The organism is Pseudomonas sp. ASL7 (assembly GCF_056680375.1).
This window is the reverse complement of the sequence record NZ_CM155279.1, coordinates 1903801-1920989: the sequence shown is the minus strand read 5'-3', so window position 1 is coordinate 1920989 and position 17189 is coordinate 1903801. Positions and strand designations below refer to the sequence as shown.

Below are 17189 nucleotides of genomic sequence, written 5' to 3'. Positions count from 1 at the left end.
TGCCGTCAGGCGCGGCTTTTAACTGATGCAGCTTTGCCGGATGGCCGGCGTCTGTCAAATGACGGTTGTGAACGGGTAGTCAGCGTTAGATGGATATTGAAGCTGATGGCCTCATTCGCGAGCAGGCTCGCTCCCACACGGGGCGGGTGAACACCCGAGAACCAATGTGGGAGCGAGCCTGCTCGCGAAGGCAGTTTTGCCGCCGCATCACTCCCCCATGAACCACCGAAAATACGGGTTGCCGCCATCCCCGCGCATCACTTCGCGCGCATCCCGGGCCCACGCCTCGCGGTCACCGTCATAGGCATGCAAACTCGCCCGATAGAACTGCATCAACCGCTGCTGGTGCGTGTTCATCCGCTCAATAAAACCTGCGTCGGCATTCACCAATGGCGGCGCTATACGCAAGTCCAGCAGGGCCGGCAGCACACGCGTGATTTCCTTGGCCCGCACCCATGGCGCATATTCGATACGCGGTTGATCGTCGGTCACCGCTTGCGCGTCAGCAGCAAAACGTTCCAGCCCCGCGCGATCAGTCACCCAAGTGGCGAGCAACGCGGCGGCGGAGCCGATGCCTACGTCCTGCAAGGTGCTGCGCACGGTATCCTGCTGGAAGCGTTGGCTGATTTTCGCCGCATCCAGTTCAATCGGTTCCATCGAGCCCACCAGCAGCATTTCGTGAAACTCGCTGGTCCACAGGGTGGCGTAGGGGAAGACATCCAGAAAGCTGCGCACCAGTGAGCGCGAATCGTCGATGTTCTGAGTGGGCAACGGCAGCCATTGGGCGACCAGGCCCTTTTGCTCCAGACGACTGGCGGCCAATTGGTAGAAGTCCCGGGAATACAGATTCACCACGCCGGCAGCGGAGGGCGGTGGTGGTTCGAGGGTGATCAGGTCGTAATGCTGTGGGCTGCGCAGCAGTTCCTGGCGACCGTCACGCAGGCGCACATCGACCGCCGGGTCGGCGGCGGCGTTGAAGTTGCCCTTGAATAAAGGCGCGGCTTTGACGACTGAGGGTAGCAACTCAGCCACGACGCGATGTTCCAGCCCTGGATAGCGGGTCAGCGCACCTGCGGTGATGCCCGTGCCGAAACCGATGACTAGCGCCGAGCGTGGTTCGCCGTTGTGGATCAGCAGCGGCAGCAACGCCTGGATACGCATGTAGCGCAGGGACGGCATGGCGTCACCGGTGTTGGACACGCCCTGAATGTACAAGCGCTGGAACGCTTTCTGGCCCTTGCCCTGGGTGACCACGGCCACGGTTCCGCCGCGGCCTTCTTCATAGAACGCCAGCGTGCCGTTGCGTGCGCCGGGGAGCAGGCCGGCGAGTTTGTCGACCGGAGTGAAAATCGCCACAGCCACTGACAACAAGCCGATGGCAACCACGGCCTGACGCCGTCCTTTCTTGACGTGATGGCCCTTGCGTACCGCGAAATAACCTATCCCGGCGGCGACAATCGCCAGCAGCCCCAACGTGTGCACCAGCCCCAGCAGCGGGATCAGCACAAACCCGCAGAGCATCACCCCGACAATCCCGCCCAGCGTATTAAACGCCACCACCGCACCGACATCACGGCCGATCCGCTCGCGACCCACGCTCAGGCGCAGGGCCACGGGGAACGCGGCGCCCAGCAGCAAGGTTGGGACGAAAACGATGCTCAAGGCCGCGACCGCAAACCGTGCGCTCATGCCCAGCAACTCACTCGCACCCAACGACAATACCCAGGTTTCCGCCAGGCTTTGGGCGAGCACCAGCCAACGCCCGAGCAAAGCGATTTCCAGCAGGGCAATCAGCCCCGCGCCGGCAATCAGCAAACCGAAGACACCCCAGGGATCGCGAAGCCGATCAACCCGACGGGCCAGCAGCGCACTGCCGAGAAACAACCCGGTGAGGTAAGTCGCCAATACCACCGCAAAGGCGTAAGTGCGCGTACTCATGAATTGCACGATGGACTGCGACCAGACCACTTCGTACCCGAGGGCCACACCACCGGCGATCGAATACAGCCACAGTGCCAGACGATCAGGCGCTTTGTTTGTGTGGTGCTTGACCGGCGCCTCGGTCGGCAGCGAACGATGGCGCTGGAACCACAAGGCACCGGCGGCGGCCAGCAGGTTCAGCATCGCCGCCGCGAGGGCACTGCCGCGTACGCCGAGGGTCGCGATCAGCAAGAACGCAGCGAGCAGGGTGCCGGCAATGGCCCCGGCGGTATTCGCCGCATAGAGCTGGCCACCGGCCTTGCCCAACTGCTGCGGGTCGGCAGCTAATGAGCGAACCAGCACCGGCAGCGTTCCGCCCATCAAAAGCGCCGGAATGCCCACCAGGGCAAACGGCAAGACCCAGGCCAGCAGGCCCACGTGCTGTTGCAGCCAGGCAAAGGGGCTGGCCGCGAGGCTCATGGCGAAGGTCGCGCCAACGCCGAGTACGGCCACCAGGACTTCCAGCCCCGCATACAACAGCACCGGTTGCTGCAAGCGATCCGCCCAGCGACCGAACAACAAACCGCCCAAGGCCAATCCGGCAAAAAACGCGCTGATGCCGGTGGTGATGGCGTATACCTCGACGCCCACCACCAATGACAGCTGCTTGATCCACAGCACCTGATACACCAGCGCGGCGCTGCCTGAGACGAACAGCAGCAGGGCAGGGATCAGCAGGGCCGGGGGCGCGGCGGTGTGAGGGGCAGGTATGGCCGACGACTTGCTGGCGACACGTGAGGACATTGCGGATTGCCTTGTGCAAATTCGAAAAATAGACGTCTGCTCACTGCGAACACCGACCTCTGTAGCAGCTGCCGAAGGCTGCGTCCGGCTGCGAAGCAGCCGTAACCCGGACAACGCGGTGTCCCGGATACACCGCAGCTCGATCGGCGAGGACTTTGTCCTCGAACGCAGCCTTCGGCAGCTGCTACAGGGGGCGTGTTCACATTGAATGGGGCCGCTCGCCGGTGAGGGCGAGCGGCGGTCAAGCGATCTTACTGTGCAGCCGGTGCAGCTTTCATTTTTTCTGCGATTTTGGCGTCTACTGCAGCACGGATCTGATCGATGCTGAAGCTGGCCGGTTTTTGGCTTGGCGGGTACTCGATGAAGGTCTGCAGGAACCCTGCAGCCTTCTGTACCGCTTGAGCGGCCAGATAGACGTTTTTGGAACTCCAATCGTAATACTGATCGGAAACCACGTCGGCGCGCTCGTACGGATCCATTCTCAGGTTGAGGATTTTCGGTACGCGCAGACACACGAACGGTTCGCTCCAGACTTTAAAACCGCCTGGTTCACGTTGTTCGCAGAACACCACTTTCCAGTTGTCAAAACGCATGGCTACCAACATGCCGTCATCGTTGAAGTAGTAGAACTCCTTACGCTCGCCTTTAGGCTGTTGGCCAGTCAGATACGGCAGTTGGTTGTAGCCGTCCAGATGCACTTTGAAGTTGGTGCCGCCCGAAGTCGGCGCCCAGCCTTTAAGCAACTTGCCTTTCACGTCGGTTTCGCCAGCAGCGGCGAGCAGCGTCGGGAACCAGTCCATGCCCGAGAACATTTCGTTCGATACTTCACCGGCCTTGATTTTGCCCGGCCAACGAATGATCGCTGGAACCCTGTAAGCGCCTTCCCAATTGGAGTTCTTCTCGTTGCGGAACGGCGTGGTCGCCGCATCCGGCCAAGTGAACTGATTCGGGCCGTTGTCGGTGGTGTAGACCACAATGGTGTTGTCGGCGACTTTCAGGTCATCGATGGTTTTCAGTAGTTTGCCGACGTCACCGTCGTGTTCAAGCATGCCGTCCGCATAGTCGTTGCCGGGCATGCCGCTCTGGCCCTTGATCGAATCACGAATGTGAGTGAACACGTGCATACGGGTGGTGTTCATCCAGACGAAGAACGGTTTGTCCGCCTTGACCTGTTTCTCCATGAACGCCTGCGCCGCGGCGACGGTTTCGTCGTCGATGGTTTCCATACGCTTGGCGGTCAGCGCGCCGGTGTCTTCAATTTTGCCGTCCGCGAAGCTGTGAATCACGCCACGCGGGGTGTTGGCCTTGACGAATTCGGCATCATCCTTTGGCCAGTAAGGGCGTTCAGGTTCTTCCTCGGCATTGAGGTGGTAGAGGTTACCGAAGAACTCGTCGAAACCGTGGTTGGTCGGCAGGTATTCGTCCTTGTCGCCCAAATGGTTTTTACCAAACTGGCCGGTCGCATAACCCTGAGACTTAAGCGCTTGCGCGATGGTGATGTCGCGTTTTTGCAGGCCGACCGGTGCGCCCGGAATGCCGACTTTCGACAAGCCGGTCCGCAACGGCGTCTGGCCGGTAATGAACGATGAGCGTCCCGCCGTGCAGCTGTTCTCCGCGTAATAGTCGGTGAACATCATGCCTTCCTTGGCAATCCGGTCGATGTTCGGCGTCTTGTAGCCGACCAGGCCCATCGAATAGGCACTGATGTTGGTCTGGCCGATGTCATCGCCAAAGATCACCAGAATGTTGGGTTTCTCAGCGGCCCCGGCCGTTGCCGAAATCGCCATCAACGAGGCCGCCACCAGGGCGAGTTTCGGTAGCCACTTGTGTATGCGAGTCATCTGACTAGCTCCTTTTACTGACGTCGCTGAATGCGACAAACGTTTTTGCTGTCCTGCGTAACGCTTTCTATTGCACTTGCTCGGGTGTAGCGGCGTCGAACGGATAGATCCGGCGCCATTCGGCGGCCATGTCCACGACAGTCCAACCACGTGATTTCGCTTCATCCAGGGCCTTGTCCAGACGACCGATGTCGGAGTGGCGGTCGTAGGCCCATTCGCGCTTGGCGTCGGTGTGATGCACCAGCCCCATGAATCGTTTGCCTGGCCCCGCTGCGGTCCACTGCAGCATTTGCAGGTCGCCATCGGAGTTACCGAACGCAAGGATCGGGCGCTTGCCGATCACCGCGTCGATACTCTCGGGTTTGCCTGGGCCGTCATCGAAGTGCGCCAGTTTGGGGGTGCGCATGATCGACGCTTTGCCGTCCTTGTACTGAAACGTCGTGACGAACGTGGTGCCGATCACTTGCTCCGGCGGAACGCCATAGACCTTCTCGGCAAAGGCGCGCATGAACGCGGTATCCCCGCCAGAAACGATGTAGGTCTTGAAGTCCTGGCTGCGCAGGTAGTCGAGCATTTCCAGCATCGGCTGGAAGACCATCTCGGTGTAAAGCTTGCCGGTCTTCGGGTGCCTGGCCTGGCTTAGCCAGGTCTTGGCGTAGTCATCGAAGGCTTCGGTGGTCATGCCGGTGTGAGTCGCAACAAAAATTTTCATGAGGCCGCCCATACCGGCGGCGGCCAGCGCCTTGTGGTCGTTTTCCAGAACGGCCTTGAACGGTTGGGTGGTTTTCCACTCCGGGTGCTGAGGCGCGGTGCGCTTGACCTCTTCCAGGGCAAACAGAAATTCGAAATACATCGGCTGCTCGCTCCACAAGGTGCCGTCGTTATCGAACACCGCGATGCGGTCCTCGGGTTTGACGAAGTCCTTGTTGCTTTGATCGGTGACAGCCTGGACGAACTCGATGATGCTCTTTTTCGACGGGCCGTCGTTCCACGACGGTAATGGCTCGGCGGCCAGGGCCAACAGCGGCAGGCTCAAGGCCAGTGCCAAGAGCAGTTTCAGTCCGTAACGTGGGCGGTTTGCTATCGGGTTCGTCATGGCAAGTCCTTTTCATCAACGGGATTGAGCGGTCGAAGCGCGGGCGTGCTTGAAACCGTGTTGCGTTGCGCCTTACTGTGCAGCGCAGCCAAGGAATTCTTGAGTTGCCGCAGCGCCTGATCTTCGTTGGGAACACGGCCGTAGCAGGCGCGCAGAAGGGCTTGCAGACGTGGGCCGAAGTTGTTCAGTTTCAGGCCCATGCGGCTGCGTCTGGCCCAGAGGTACAGCGCGCTCAGTTGTGCGGGTTTGCCATCGATTTGCGCGGGTATTTGCCGCCAGGCGTAGTCGGCGGATTGCAGCCAGGCGTCGTGTCGAGCGCGGCGACGGGCCAGGGCTGCAAGGTACGCACGCTGGATCAGTGGACGGATAAACCAGCCGAGCAGCACCACGAACAACAGCAACCCCACGATGACCAACCCATGCCCGGAGAGGTGCAGACGACGTTGCTGGCCAAGCTTTTTCAGGTCTTCGGTGATCGAGAACACCGGCCGATAAGCGCTGTTGGGAACGGCGTCGAAGGTCACTGCCGGGACGTCGGCGGTTCGGATCTGTTGGGTATTGGCATCCCACCATTTGAGCTCGATGGCCGGCAGGCTGTGGCGGCCTTCGGTGTCGATCCGGTAAGTCGCGGTGTCAATGCGCTGGCCACCGTTGAAGTTGCCACGGCCGTCGTCCAGATTGCTGATCTGTGGGCTTTTAGGGTAACGGCTCAAACCGCTGACGTCCCCCAGTGACGGCGTTGGTAACGACATGGCCAAGGCTCCGTCCGCCTGAAGCGTCAGTTGCCGGGTGATGCTGTCGCCCACCTTCAAGGGTGTCGCCGAGTTGACGATTTTTTGGGTGAAACGCAGTCCTTGTGCCACCAGCACCGGCTCACCGGGTTTGAACCCTGGCGGTTGCTGTGCGGTGAAGTGCAGCGGTTGGCTCTGGACGCTCAACTCTGCACTGGCCTGGCCGGGAGTGGCGCTGATGGTCAGTGCCGGAATGTCGAAACCTTGCACCTGGTTCGGGACGATCAGGTAGCTGTAACGGATGCCGAAGAACGGCTTGCCGTCCAGCGTTTCGGTGGTGTGTTGGCCCAAGCCATTGGGCGGCATGACCAGCGCACCGGGCAACTTCAGGTCTGGAAGTGTCGGCGCGCTGGTGAACCAGCTGTCGGTGAGCACTTCGACCTGCAATTGCAGGACGGCGCCGACCATCACCGTATCGCCGGGCTGCAATGTAGTCTGCACCCGCAACTGCGGTTCGGCGGCGAAGACACAGGTCGAAAGCAGGCTGCACAGCAGCACACTCACTCTCATGGCTGGCCCCCGGGCTGGGCCGCACGTTGGTCCTGCAAGCTGAATTTTTGTCGCAAGAACATAGCGGGAGAGGTGGTCAGACTCTGCAGCCACTGTTCATCCGAGTCGGGCTGCTGAGGTTGCACTTCCATGCTTTGGCCCTTGCCAGTTTTTTCATGCATCACCTTCGTGCCATCTTCATCCTCAGGCTCAGGTGCGTTTTTCAGGCCGCTGTCGGTGTCCTTCTTCAGGGCGATGGCCAACGTCAGGTTAGCGGTGGCTTCCGGAAACTGCGGTTGCAACTTCAGCGCCCGGGTGTACGCGTCTATCGCGTCGTCGAACTTGAAGCGCCGCACGTAAATGTTGCCCAGATAGAAGTAGGCCTGTGGCGTGTCGAGCCTGGCGAAGGTGGCCAAGGCCAGATCGTAGTCGGCGGCGTTGTACGCGGCGATGCCTTTCCAGTACGGGTCGCTGAACAGTTTTGCAGCGGCGGGGAAGTGCTGATGCTCGAAGGCCCAGCGGCCTTGCTGGTCGGCGGTGAAGAACGCGTCGGTCAGGGCATTGGCTTGCGCGGGCGCCGGTTGCAAGCCAAAGCCTGCGCTCAGCAGCAGCGCGGCCATCCAGTTCAGGCTCCAGCCTTTGCGGACGCTGAAGAACGCGATCAGCAGCAGTGGCCAGCACAGCCAGTACCCGGCGTCTTTCCAGTGCAACTCACGCTGTTCGGCGCTGGCATTCTGGAAGTGGTGCTGGGCATGCAGTTCGATCCAGTCCAGATCGTCGTTGTTGAGGGTCAGACTGCCCAGCGGTGCATCGGTGGCAGACGCCAATTGCTTGAGCGCGGCCGGGTCAAAGCTGCCCAGTTCCGGGCGGCCGTTGCTGTCAATGACGGGAGTGCCGCCGGGGCCGCGAATGATCCCGCCGTCCTCGCTACCCACCGCGAGAATCAACACTTGCAGTTCACTGTCGTTCAGTTGCCTGTCCAGCCCTGGCAGTTGCGTGGTGTCGGCGCCGTCGCTGACCAGCAACAGCGTGCCCGGGGTTTTTTCCGCCGCCAGCAGGCGCGTGGCTTGATCAATCACGGCACTGACGTTTTTCCCCGGCGTGTTGATCAGGGTAGTGCCCAGGGCCTGAATGAAGGTGTCGAGCAGTGCCGGGTCGTCGGTTGGCGGCAGCACCAGGTGGGCGCTGCCGGCGTAGGCGATCAAACCGGTCCGGGCACCGCTGCGACGCTGGATCAGCTCGTGGAGCTTGTGCTTGGCCGCTTCCAGGCGACTGGGCTGTACATCACTGGCGTCCATCGATGGCGACAGGTCGATGGCAATGATCAGTGGCGCACGGTTTTCCAGGAAGTCCGGACGATCCTGTTCCCAGGTCGGGCCGGCAGCGGCGATGGCGCCCAGCAACAATAACGTGCAGAGCAGATGCACCGGCCTCAACCGGTGGTGGTCCTGCGGGGTGATCAATAAATGCGGCAACAGGTGCTCGGCAATGTTACTGCGCAAGCGCTGTTGCACGTCGCGGCTGCGGCGCCAGAGCACAGGGAGCAGCGCGGCGAATGGCACCAGCAATAGCCAGAACGGGCGCAGGAAATGGAAGTCGCTGAAGTTGATGTCCATCTCAAGCCTCCGGCCGCTGACGCGGGAGTTTCAGGTGCGGCCGAAGCAAGGCGCCCAGGTGATACAGCGCGAGTAAGCCGATGGCAGCGCCAAGTGGCCACCCGAAGAGGTCCTTTTTGGGCTGGTGGCTGAGGGTTTTCACTTGGTGCGGGGTGAGCGTGTCGAGCGTGCTGTAGACCTGATCCAGCGCGTTGCGGTCTTCGGCCCGGAAGAAGCGCCCACCGGTGGCTTTGGCAATCTGCTGCAAACCCTGCAAGTCAACCTTGGCTTCGCCTTCAGCCGTCGGATCGCCGATACCGATGGTATGAATCACCACGCCTTTGGCCGCGGCCATGTCGGCGGCGTGATCCGGGGTGATAGCGCTGCTGGTGTCATTGCCGTCGGTGAGCAAGATCAGGATTTTTTCCTGTTCGTGAGCCTGGTCGAGCATTTTCAGGCTCAGCCCGATGGCGTCACCGATGGCGGTATTGGGGCCGGCCATGCCGATGCCGGTGTCGTCGAGCAACAGCGACAGGCTGGCGTGATCCAGGGTCAACGGCGCCTGCGGATAAGCGCCGCTGCCGAATACGATCAGGCCCAGGCGATCATCCTTACGTTTGTCGATAAAGCCGTGGACCACGTCTTTGACCGCTGCTAGACGATTGATCTTTTGACCGTTGGCGTCGGTGAAATCGGTAGTTTCCATCGATTGGGAAAGGTCGATGGCCAGCATCAGGTCGCGCACCGGTTGCTGGTGCTCGATGGGTTTTTCCACGAGCACCGGTCGGGCTGCGGCCAACAGCAACAGCGCCCAAACCAGCAGATTGAGCAGCAGCTGCCAGTGATTGCTGCGAGTTCCGGCCTGGCTCGGGGTCTGGCCGACCGCGCGGCTCATGGCCCCGAAAAACGGCACGCGTACGGCACTGCGAGCCTCACGGTAATCGGGCAGGTAGCGATAGCCCAACCACGGCAACGGTAGCAACAGCAACAGCCACGGGTAATCAAGCTGCCACATGGTGACGCTCCACCCAGAATTTGCAGGTAGCGAAAAGCGCTTGGCGTTTATCGCTTGGCAGGGCTCGCAACGTTGCATCCGGTGCGTAGGCCAGTTGCGCCAGTTGCTGACTGAAATCGGCAGGCAAGGCCTGTGAACAGTGGCGCACCAGAAACGCCTGCCACGCCTCACCTCCAAGCGCAGCAACTCCCCCCTGTGGGAGCGAGCCTGCTCGCGATAGCGGTGTGTCAGTCACCTTAGATGTCGAATGTCCGGACGCCATCGCGAGCAGGCTCGCTCCCACAGGTTTTGCATTCCAAGGGGATGGCATCGACAGGGCGACACGTTTGAGCAGTTCAGGCAATTCGCGCAATGCGCTCAAGTCATCGCTGCGTTTTTGCAACTGCGCCAACCGCATCAGCGCCTCGCGGCGATAGCGATCACGCCGCCATTGCCAGTAACGCCGTGCCGCCATCAGCGACACCACGCCAACCAGCACCGCCAATAACACCCACCAACCCCACGTCTGCGGCGCATAACTGACCGGTGCGGGCAGGGCGATTTCCTTGAGTTGATCGATGCTCGGAATGTTCGGGTTCATCGCCGACCTCCACCGAGCTTGCCCAACTCAGCGCGCAGTTGTTCCTGTGCATCGGTCGCGGTGCTGAACATCATCAGCGGCACCTGACTGCGCCGCAGCAGTGTCGCCACATCCTTCAGCCGGCCCCTGAGAAAATCGCCCAGCGGCTGGTGAACGCTGCGCTGGTCCACGGCCAACTCCACTTGCAACTGGCCTTGGGTAATAAGCAAGCGGCCGTTCTTCGGCAGGTTCAGCGCCACCGGGTCATAGACCTGCATGGCGATGACGTCGTTGTGCGCCGCCAATTGCCGCATCAACTGCAAGGTGCGCTCGCCGGCGCCGGCAAAGTCGCTGACGATGCAGATCAGGTGATCGTGGCCCGCCACGGCCAGGCAATGCTGCAAGACCTTGTCGAGTTGATCTTCGCCCTCGGCGTCCGGGTTTGTGGCGTTCAGTGCCTGATTTTGCTGAGCGATACGGCTGCACAGCGCTTCAATCCGTTTGCGGCTGCGCAATGGGGCAATGGCGTCGATGCGTGAATCGTTGAACACCAGCCCACCGACTCGATCGCCCGCGTTGAACACCATCCAGGCTGCCAAGGCACCGAGTTCAGCCGCAATGGCGGATTTGAAGCTGCGTTGCGAGCCAAAGAACATCGACATGCGTTGGTCCACCAGAATCAACGCCGGGCGGTCGCGCTCTTCGGTGAAGGTGCGAACCACCGGTTTGCCGGTGCGCAGCGAGGCTCGCCAGTCCAGGTGGCGCAAGTCGTCGCCCGGCTGATAGCGGCGCAGCTCATCGAAATTCAAACCCCGGCCACGCAGGCGCGAAGCATGGTTGCCGGCGAGGATGCTGCCTTGCGGCTGGCGGGCCAGAAAACTCAGGTCATGGGCCTTGAACTCCAGCGCCATCAATTGCGCCAGAGAGACGTAGACCAGGCCGTCGGTCATCATGCGGGAATTGCTACCTTGTCGAGCAGACGATCAAGCACCTGATCGGCCGTCACACCGTCGGCAACCGCGTCATAGCTGAGCTGCAAGCGGTGACGCAGCACCGGGTGCACCACCGCGCGCACGTTGTCCGGCGACACAAAATCCTGCCCTTGCAGCCAGGCGTCGGCGCGGGCGCAACGGTCCAGGCCGATGCCGCCGCGAGGGCTGGCGCCGAGGGCGATCCAGCGACCGAGATCGGCGTCGTAATCGGCGGGATAGCGGGTGGCGTTAATCAGGTCGATCAGGTAACGGTCGATGGCCGGGGACACGTGCACGGTGCTGACTTCACGGCGCGCCGCGAAAATCACCTCCTGGGACAGCGCGAAACCTTGCACCGCAACGGTTTTGGTGCCGAACGCCTGCTCTTCTTCGCGCAACAGGCGCAGCACTTGGCTCTCGTTTTCTGCGCTTGGGTAATCCAGCAAGACTTTCATCAGGAACCGGTCCATCTGCGCCTCGGGCAGCGGATAAGTGCCTTCCTGTTCAATCGGGTTCTGCGTGGCCAGTACGATGAACAGTTCCGGCAATCCGTGGCTGTTGCCGGCCACGGTGATTTGCCGTTCTTCCATCGCTTCGAGCAACGCGGCCTGTACCTTGGCGGGGGCACGGTTGATTTCGTCGGCCAGAATCAGGTTGCCGAACAGCGGACCCGGCTGGAACTGGATCTCGTGTTTGCCATCGATTTGGTGTAACACCTCGGCGCCGGTGATGTCCGATGGCAGCAGGTCGGGCGTGAACTGAATACGGCTCATCTTCGCGTCCAGGTGCCTGGCCAGCATCTTCACCGTGCGAGTCTTGGCCAGTCCCGGCAGGCTTTCCAGCAACAAATGCCCGTTGGCCAGCAGGCCAAGGAGAATCTGCCGGATAACCTGATCCTGGCCGAGCACGGCTTCGGCGATGCTGGCTTGCAGGGCGTTGAGGTCGTTAAGTGCGGTCATGGGCAACACCTTGCTTGGAACATAAAGGTCGGAATGACTGGAGCCTTCCAGTAGACAGGCCGGGAATGTTGCGCAGGGGTGCCGCCAAGCGCGGGAAAATCGCCGTTGGCGCAGGCGAGCCCGCTGAATAACACGCTGCATAAAGCCAATCGGGAACCGATGGCCATCCCTGGTCACTCCCTAGAAAAACGCTAACGTGAGGTTAACCGCAATACCGTTGCCTTCAGGCCGGTTCTTGGTGTCGAATTCGGGCACCCAACGCGCGTTGACACTGGCTTGGGCATCGTTGAACTTACCGGCCCAGCCGATGATCGGACCGGCACCGACAGAACGGCCACGAAAGCCATTTAGAGTGTCAGCGGTATCACCTGTGTCGTCGGTAATCTGCTGGATATAACCGCCGACAAGGCCGGCGCTCCAACCGTTGCCGAAACCGTGGGTCCAGAGGGCGTCGAGGGTGAAGATGTCGCCGTTACGGTAATCCGTGGCGTTGTTTTCGGTGTAGAACTCCAGCCCGCTCGATAGCGTGAACTCGCCACCCTTGCCGTCCAGGTGGGTGTAGGCAACGGTCGGCATGAAGGTGTAGGTGTTCTGACCCGGATTGGCCAGGCGATTTTCGTCATACGCGCCGGTCGGCACGTAGATCGGCAGGGAGAACGAGAGGTGGTTCACTTCATCGATGTGATAACCGGCGGCAATCGGCGTCACCAGCATGTCGGCAAACTGCGTGCCGGTGTCTTCGGTGCCGAGGGTCCGACCGCGAGGGCCGGTAATGCTGATGGACACATCGGTGTACTGCACCGGCACGCCGATCGCCGACGCATAGTTCCAGCGACCCTTGCCCGTATCCCAGACATGGGTGAGGTTGGCCATGGTGTAAGAGACTTTCATGTCCAGGTCCACACCGACCGTTCCGGAAATCGGCACGCCTTTGCTGCCCTTGAGACTGCCGTCATACCAGATGCTGGTGAAGGACGTGACCCAGCCAGCTTCCGGCGGCACGATCCCGGCGTTGGAAAACACTTGTTGGCCGGTGATTGGCCGGCCGACGCCACCCTCGACAGCGAGCACCAAGGGGCTTGCCCCGATTACAAACAGGGCCAGTAAAGGACGTACTACACAAGGCTTGACCATGACTGACTCTGCTTATTGTTTTTGTTGGGTGACGGGGGTCAGCGGAGGCATGTTCCATTGGCCGTTGGTGACTTCCGGTTTTGGCAGGTACAAGCGCAGAACGCCATAGAACGGACCGTTCGGTGCCGGCAGCCAATTGTTCTGCAAGTCCTTGGCCGGTGCCTTGTGCTGGACGTATAGCGTCAGGCCACCGTCAGCGTCGAGCTTGAGGTTCGGCAGCATGCGCGAGTTGATCAGGTAACGGTTGAGCGGATTGGCCACCAGCAACTTGGTCTTGCCATCGTACATCGTCAGGGACCAGAACGCGTCAGCCGGGGGCAGGGCACCTTTGTCAAAATGCAGGGTGTAAGCGCTTTTTGATGCGTCGACCGGCTGGCCGTCCTTGTCGACGAAGTAGCCGATGTAATTCGCTTCTTCGGCGGAGTTGCCAAAGATCCCCATGTTGGCGCCGGCGTAGCGGTACAAGTAGTTGCCGTTGAGGTGGTCGCGAGTACCAAAGAAGTCACCGCTGGTGACCTGGTGGCTATCGACTTTGTCTTTTTTGAACTGGGCGAATTCGGCTTTGGCATCGCTGATACCGTCTTCCAGGGCCTTGCGCTGCTCGGCCGTGAGTTCGCTGAGCTTGAAAGGCTTGCCGGCTTCGATACCGATTTTGGCGAAGCGCCCGAGCAGGTCCTTTTCAGCGTCCTGCGCCGGGGCGAACGACAGCATGAAGTTCAGGTAGCGAAACAGATCCGGGGTTTCGCTCATGGTCGGCGTGGGTTTTGGCCAGTCGATCTTCGGCGCCGCTGGCGGGGCCTTCTGTTTGACGTAGTGGCTTAGCGTTTCGACTTTGTAGCCTTTCTGGATCTGCTGAACCTTGGCCAGGTCCTTCTCATCGAACAGCTGCGTGCGATACAGCGCGTAGGCGATGTTGCTTTCGCTGCGCAGTAAACGGTCCATTTCAACCGGTTGCTGACCCTGCCAATTCGGCCCGGCGATCATGAAATGGCCGCCGTTGTTGCCCGTGCTGCGGGTGCCCAGATAGGCAAAGTTTTGCGTATAGGCATCGATCAATTGCACCGAGTAGTAGCGGTGTTCTTCGATGGGCGGCAGGGTCAGCACAATCGGTTCGGCGCGCAGGTCCATCCACACAAATGAGTAGGGCGTGTCGGCGTTCGGCGTGACAAACGCGGTGTCCTTGGCGGTGAATGCCTTGGCGGTGTTGCCGATCTGGTTGAGCGGTGCCTTGAAGTTCGGGCTCTTCTTGTCCACGGCCTGGGTGTAGAGAGTCTTGTACATCTCCACCACCGGGAAGCCATACAGGTAGGCTTCCTTGGCAATGCCCCGGGCTTCTTCCGGGGTGGCGGTGAAGTTGGCCCAGGCGCCGGTGCTCAGGGCGAGCGAGAGTGCGATGAGCATCAGGTGTGGCGTTTTTTCAAACAGCATGTCGAATCCTTTTCAAGTAGTGCCTGCGGTGTGCCTGATCCTGGGGTACTTCACGGGGCAAGCCCATCGCCACCTGGCTTGTCGCGGAGCGCTTCCTGCCATTGGGCGTGGAGCTTGGCAATCGACTCATGGGCCGGCAGTTCGCTTTCCATCGCGATCTTGCCGATTCGGGTATCGAGGTCCTGAGCGCCGACGCCACAGCTGACGAACATGGTCATCAGGCTGAAGCCGGCTGCGCGAATTGCACCGTGCATAAAAGGTCCTTATTTACCGAAGGTGAAGTTGATTCCGGCGAACAGCGTGAACTGCGGCTGCGCATCGCCTTTGTGCTCGACGGTCCGCTGCGGTTCGATGAAGGCGTTGAGGATATTAGAACCGGACTTCCAGGCTTTGCCGCCACCCAAACCGAGTGGGATGTAGCGGCTGTCATTCTTCAGGTCGAAAGTCCAGGTGCCCGTGCTGGTCGGTAAGGTGGCACGCAACAAGGCGTCGTTGGTATGGGCGTTGGTGGCGAACAGTTTCGGCGTGTAGGCGTTCTGAAGGTTGGCGCCCGGGGCCAGGCTCAGCGGCTTGTTACTTTGAATGGGGATGCCGGCGTTATCGCCTTGAGCGCAAAACGCAGGCGCAATAAAAGTCGCCAACAGACAGGCGTGCTTCCCCATTTTCTTCGACATGATTCCCCGATTCCTTGGTGGCTCATTGGACGACTCGGCCCTTATCTTTGGCCGTTACTGCGTAATCTCTTTCCGATCAAGCCTGTAGGACGAATCTCTTGAAGTTAGCAGCTAGCCACGGGTTAGCCAGTCGAAGGGATTAATTCTTTGGTTTTTTTGCGTAGGTTCTCGTTAATTTTGTGTACTGGAAAGTTAATTAAGGTCAATGGCTTGTGCGCTATATCTATGCTTCTGTCGAGAAGATGTCGCCGGCCATTACGCTTTCGCGAGCAGGCTCGCTCCCACAGGGGATCAGGTTGGACCGGAGATTTGTGACCGGCCACAAACCAAATGTAGGAGCGAGCCTGCTCGCGAAGAGGCCATAACTGTCGACATCATCGTCGACTGTCAGTCCGCCTTCGCGAGCAGGCTCGCTCCCACAGTTGATTGTTGTCGTACGCGTATTTTGTGGGCGCAGAAAATCAGTATAGGAGCGGGGTGCCCGCGCAGGACTTATATGCTCAGCACTTTTTACCTTTCCCAAATGCTCGTTCTTCCTGCTCCCGAAGCTCCGGCGTTAGCTGCGCACCGAAATCTTCCATCTCAAACACTTGCCGAATCTCGATCTCAGCCTCGGTGCCCGGCATCGGGTTGGGGCAGCGTTTGACCCACTCGATGGCTTCCTCTTTCGACTTCACCTGCCACAACCAATAACCAGCGATCAGTTCCTTGGTTTCGGCAAACGGGCCGTCGATCACCGAGCGTTTGTCGCCGGAGAAACGCACGCGGGCGCCTTTGCTGCTGGGGTGCAGGCCTTCGCCCGCGAGGAGGATGCCGGCCTTGGCCAGTTCCTCGTTGTAGTTGCCCATTGCGGTCAGCAGTTCCTGGCTTGGCATTACACCGGCCTCGGAATCCTGGCTGGCTTTGATGATGATCATGAATCGCATGGTGTTATCTCCGCTGGATTTGAGTGATTCACCGTCTAGTCGAATGGCTGTTTCCAAAATCGACAGAGCTTCGAATAAAAGACTGTTGAAACAGCCTTTCGTCACGAACATCGGGTGGTGGCAGGCGAGGGGGTACCCTATATCAGTCTGTATGCGATCCTGTGGGAGCGAGCTTGCTCGCGATAGCGGTATAACACTCAACACATAAAGTGACTGCCGGTCTGCCATCGCGAGCGAGCTCGCTCCTACAGGGTTTTGTGTTGGCAGGCACGGTTGTATCCAATTGATGCGGCGATACATCACAATTTGTATCTGGGCATAGGTCGTCGGGCCATTTCGTGGTTAACTTCGGCCTCGTCAAAATTCTCTACATCAACGTTCAGAAGGACTCCGTTCATGGCTCAAGTCACTCTTAAAGGCAACCCGGTTCAAGTCAACGGCCAACTGCCACAAGCCGGTTCCAAGGCGCCAGCCTTTTCCCTGGTTGCCGGCAATCTGTCCGACGTGACCCTGGCGAGCTTCGCCGGCAAGCGTAAAGTGCTGAACATTTTCCCGAGCATCGACACCCCGACCTGCGCCACCTCGGTTCGCAAGTTCAACGCGCAAGCCAACGACGTCGCCAACACCGTGGTGCTGTGCATCTCCGCTGACCTGCCGTTCGCCCAGGCCCGCTTCTGCGGCGCTGAAGGTCTGGAAAACGTACAGAACCTGTCGACCCTGCGCGGTGCCGAGTTCATCGAAAACTACGGCGTGGCAATTGCCGATGGTCCACTCAAAGGCCTGACCGCCCGTGCCGTTGTGGTACTGGACGAAAACGACACTGTGTTGCACAGCGAACTGGTTAGCGAAATCGGTCAAGAACCGAACTACGAAGCCGCGCTCGCCGTTCTGAAATAAGCGCAGTTTTACACTTGTTAACGGCCTGGCCCTGTCCAGGCCGTTTTCATTTGTGATTCAGTGTCTTGGATAAACATCCTGTTACGTAAG

At 60.1% G+C, this 17189-nt stretch carries 15 protein-coding genes; 1 reads left to right on the top strand and 14 read right to left on the bottom strand.

Features of this window, described 5'->3' with window-relative positions:
* Nucleotides 1–207: 207 nt before the first annotated feature.
* The 14 genes from AC1MDT_RS08710 to AC1MDT_RS08645 all read right to left on the bottom strand — a co-directional run bounded on the left by AC1MDT_RS08710 (nt 208) and on the right by AC1MDT_RS08645 (nt 16202).
* Nucleotides 208–2724 (bottom strand): fused MFS/spermidine synthase, encoded by a 2517-nt coding sequence (locus AC1MDT_RS08710; RefSeq protein WP_480421637.1) that lies wholly within the window; start codon nt 2722–2724, stop codon nt 208–210.
* 251 nt (nt 2725–2975) lie between these two features.
* On the bottom strand, nt 2976–4565 hold the full coding sequence (locus AC1MDT_RS08705; protein WP_480421636.1) for an arylsulfatase: 1590 nt from the start codon (nt 4563–4565) through the stop codon (nt 2976–2978).
* Between the two features lie 67 nt (nt 4566–4632).
* On the bottom strand, nt 4633–5661 hold the full coding sequence (locus tag AC1MDT_RS08700) for an HAD family hydrolase (RefSeq protein WP_480421635.1): 1029 nt from the start codon (nt 5659–5661) through the stop codon (nt 4633–4635).
* Entirely contained in the window at nt 5658–6962 is a 1305-nt protein-coding gene (locus AC1MDT_RS08695; protein ID WP_480421634.1) for a BatD family protein, read from the bottom strand. Before AC1MDT_RS08695 ends, AC1MDT_RS08700 begins: the two co-directional genes overlap by 4 nt.
* On the bottom strand, nt 6959–8557 hold the full coding sequence (locus tag AC1MDT_RS08690) for a VWA domain-containing protein (RefSeq protein WP_480421633.1): 1599 nt from the start codon (nt 8555–8557) through the stop codon (nt 6959–6961). The genes AC1MDT_RS08695 and AC1MDT_RS08690 overlap by 4 nt, the downstream gene beginning before the upstream one ends.
* A 1-nt stretch (nt 8558) precedes the next feature.
* Nucleotides 8559–9551, bottom strand: a complete 993-nt coding sequence (locus AC1MDT_RS08685; protein ID WP_480421632.1) for a vWA domain-containing protein — start codon at nt 9549–9551, stop codon at nt 8559–8561.
* On the bottom strand, nt 9538–10131 hold the full coding sequence (locus tag AC1MDT_RS08680) for a DUF4381 domain-containing protein (protein WP_480421631.1): 594 nt from the start codon (nt 10129–10131) through the stop codon (nt 9538–9540). The genes AC1MDT_RS08685 and AC1MDT_RS08680 overlap by 14 nt, the downstream gene beginning before the upstream one ends.
* Entirely contained in the window at nt 10128–11063 is a 936-nt protein-coding gene (locus tag AC1MDT_RS08675) for a DUF58 domain-containing protein (RefSeq protein WP_480421630.1), read from the bottom strand. The genes AC1MDT_RS08680 and AC1MDT_RS08675 overlap by 4 nt, the downstream gene beginning before the upstream one ends.
* Nucleotides 11060–12040: an AAA family ATPase gene (locus tag AC1MDT_RS08670; protein ID WP_480421629.1), complete on the bottom strand. Its 981-nt coding sequence runs from the start codon at nt 12038–12040 to the stop codon at nt 11060–11062. Before AC1MDT_RS08670 ends, AC1MDT_RS08675 begins: the two co-directional genes overlap by 4 nt.
* Nucleotides 12041–12220: 180 nt before the next feature.
* Nucleotides 12221–13174, bottom strand: coding sequence for a SphA family protein (locus AC1MDT_RS08665; RefSeq protein WP_480421628.1), 954 nt, complete (start codon nt 13172–13174; stop codon nt 12221–12223).
* 12 nt (nt 13175–13186) lie between these two features.
* Nucleotides 13187–14599, bottom strand: coding sequence for a DUF1254 domain-containing protein (locus AC1MDT_RS08660; RefSeq protein WP_480422733.1), 1413 nt, complete (start codon nt 14597–14599; stop codon nt 13187–13189).
* 53 nt (nt 14600–14652) lie between these two features.
* Entirely contained in the window at nt 14653–14856 is a 204-nt protein-coding gene (locus AC1MDT_RS08655; RefSeq protein ID WP_201117163.1) for a hypothetical protein, read from the bottom strand.
* A gap of 9 nt (nt 14857–14865) precedes the next feature.
* Nucleotides 14866–15276, bottom strand: coding sequence for a hypothetical protein (locus AC1MDT_RS08650; protein ID WP_480421627.1), 411 nt, complete (start codon nt 15274–15276; stop codon nt 14866–14868).
* Between the two features lie 500 nt (nt 15277–15776).
* Nucleotides 15777–16202, bottom strand: coding sequence for a YciI family protein (locus tag AC1MDT_RS08645; RefSeq protein WP_480421626.1), 426 nt, complete (start codon nt 16200–16202; stop codon nt 15777–15779).
* Nucleotides 16203–16598: 396 nt separating this feature from the next.
* Here AC1MDT_RS08645 and tpx point away from each other — a divergent pair, with 396 nt between their 5' ends.
* Complete coding sequence (gene tpx, locus AC1MDT_RS08640) at nt 16599–17099, top strand: thiol peroxidase (RefSeq protein ID WP_480421625.1); 501 nt, start codon at nt 16599–16601, stop codon at nt 17097–17099.
* Nucleotides 17100–17189 lie beyond the last annotated feature (90 nt).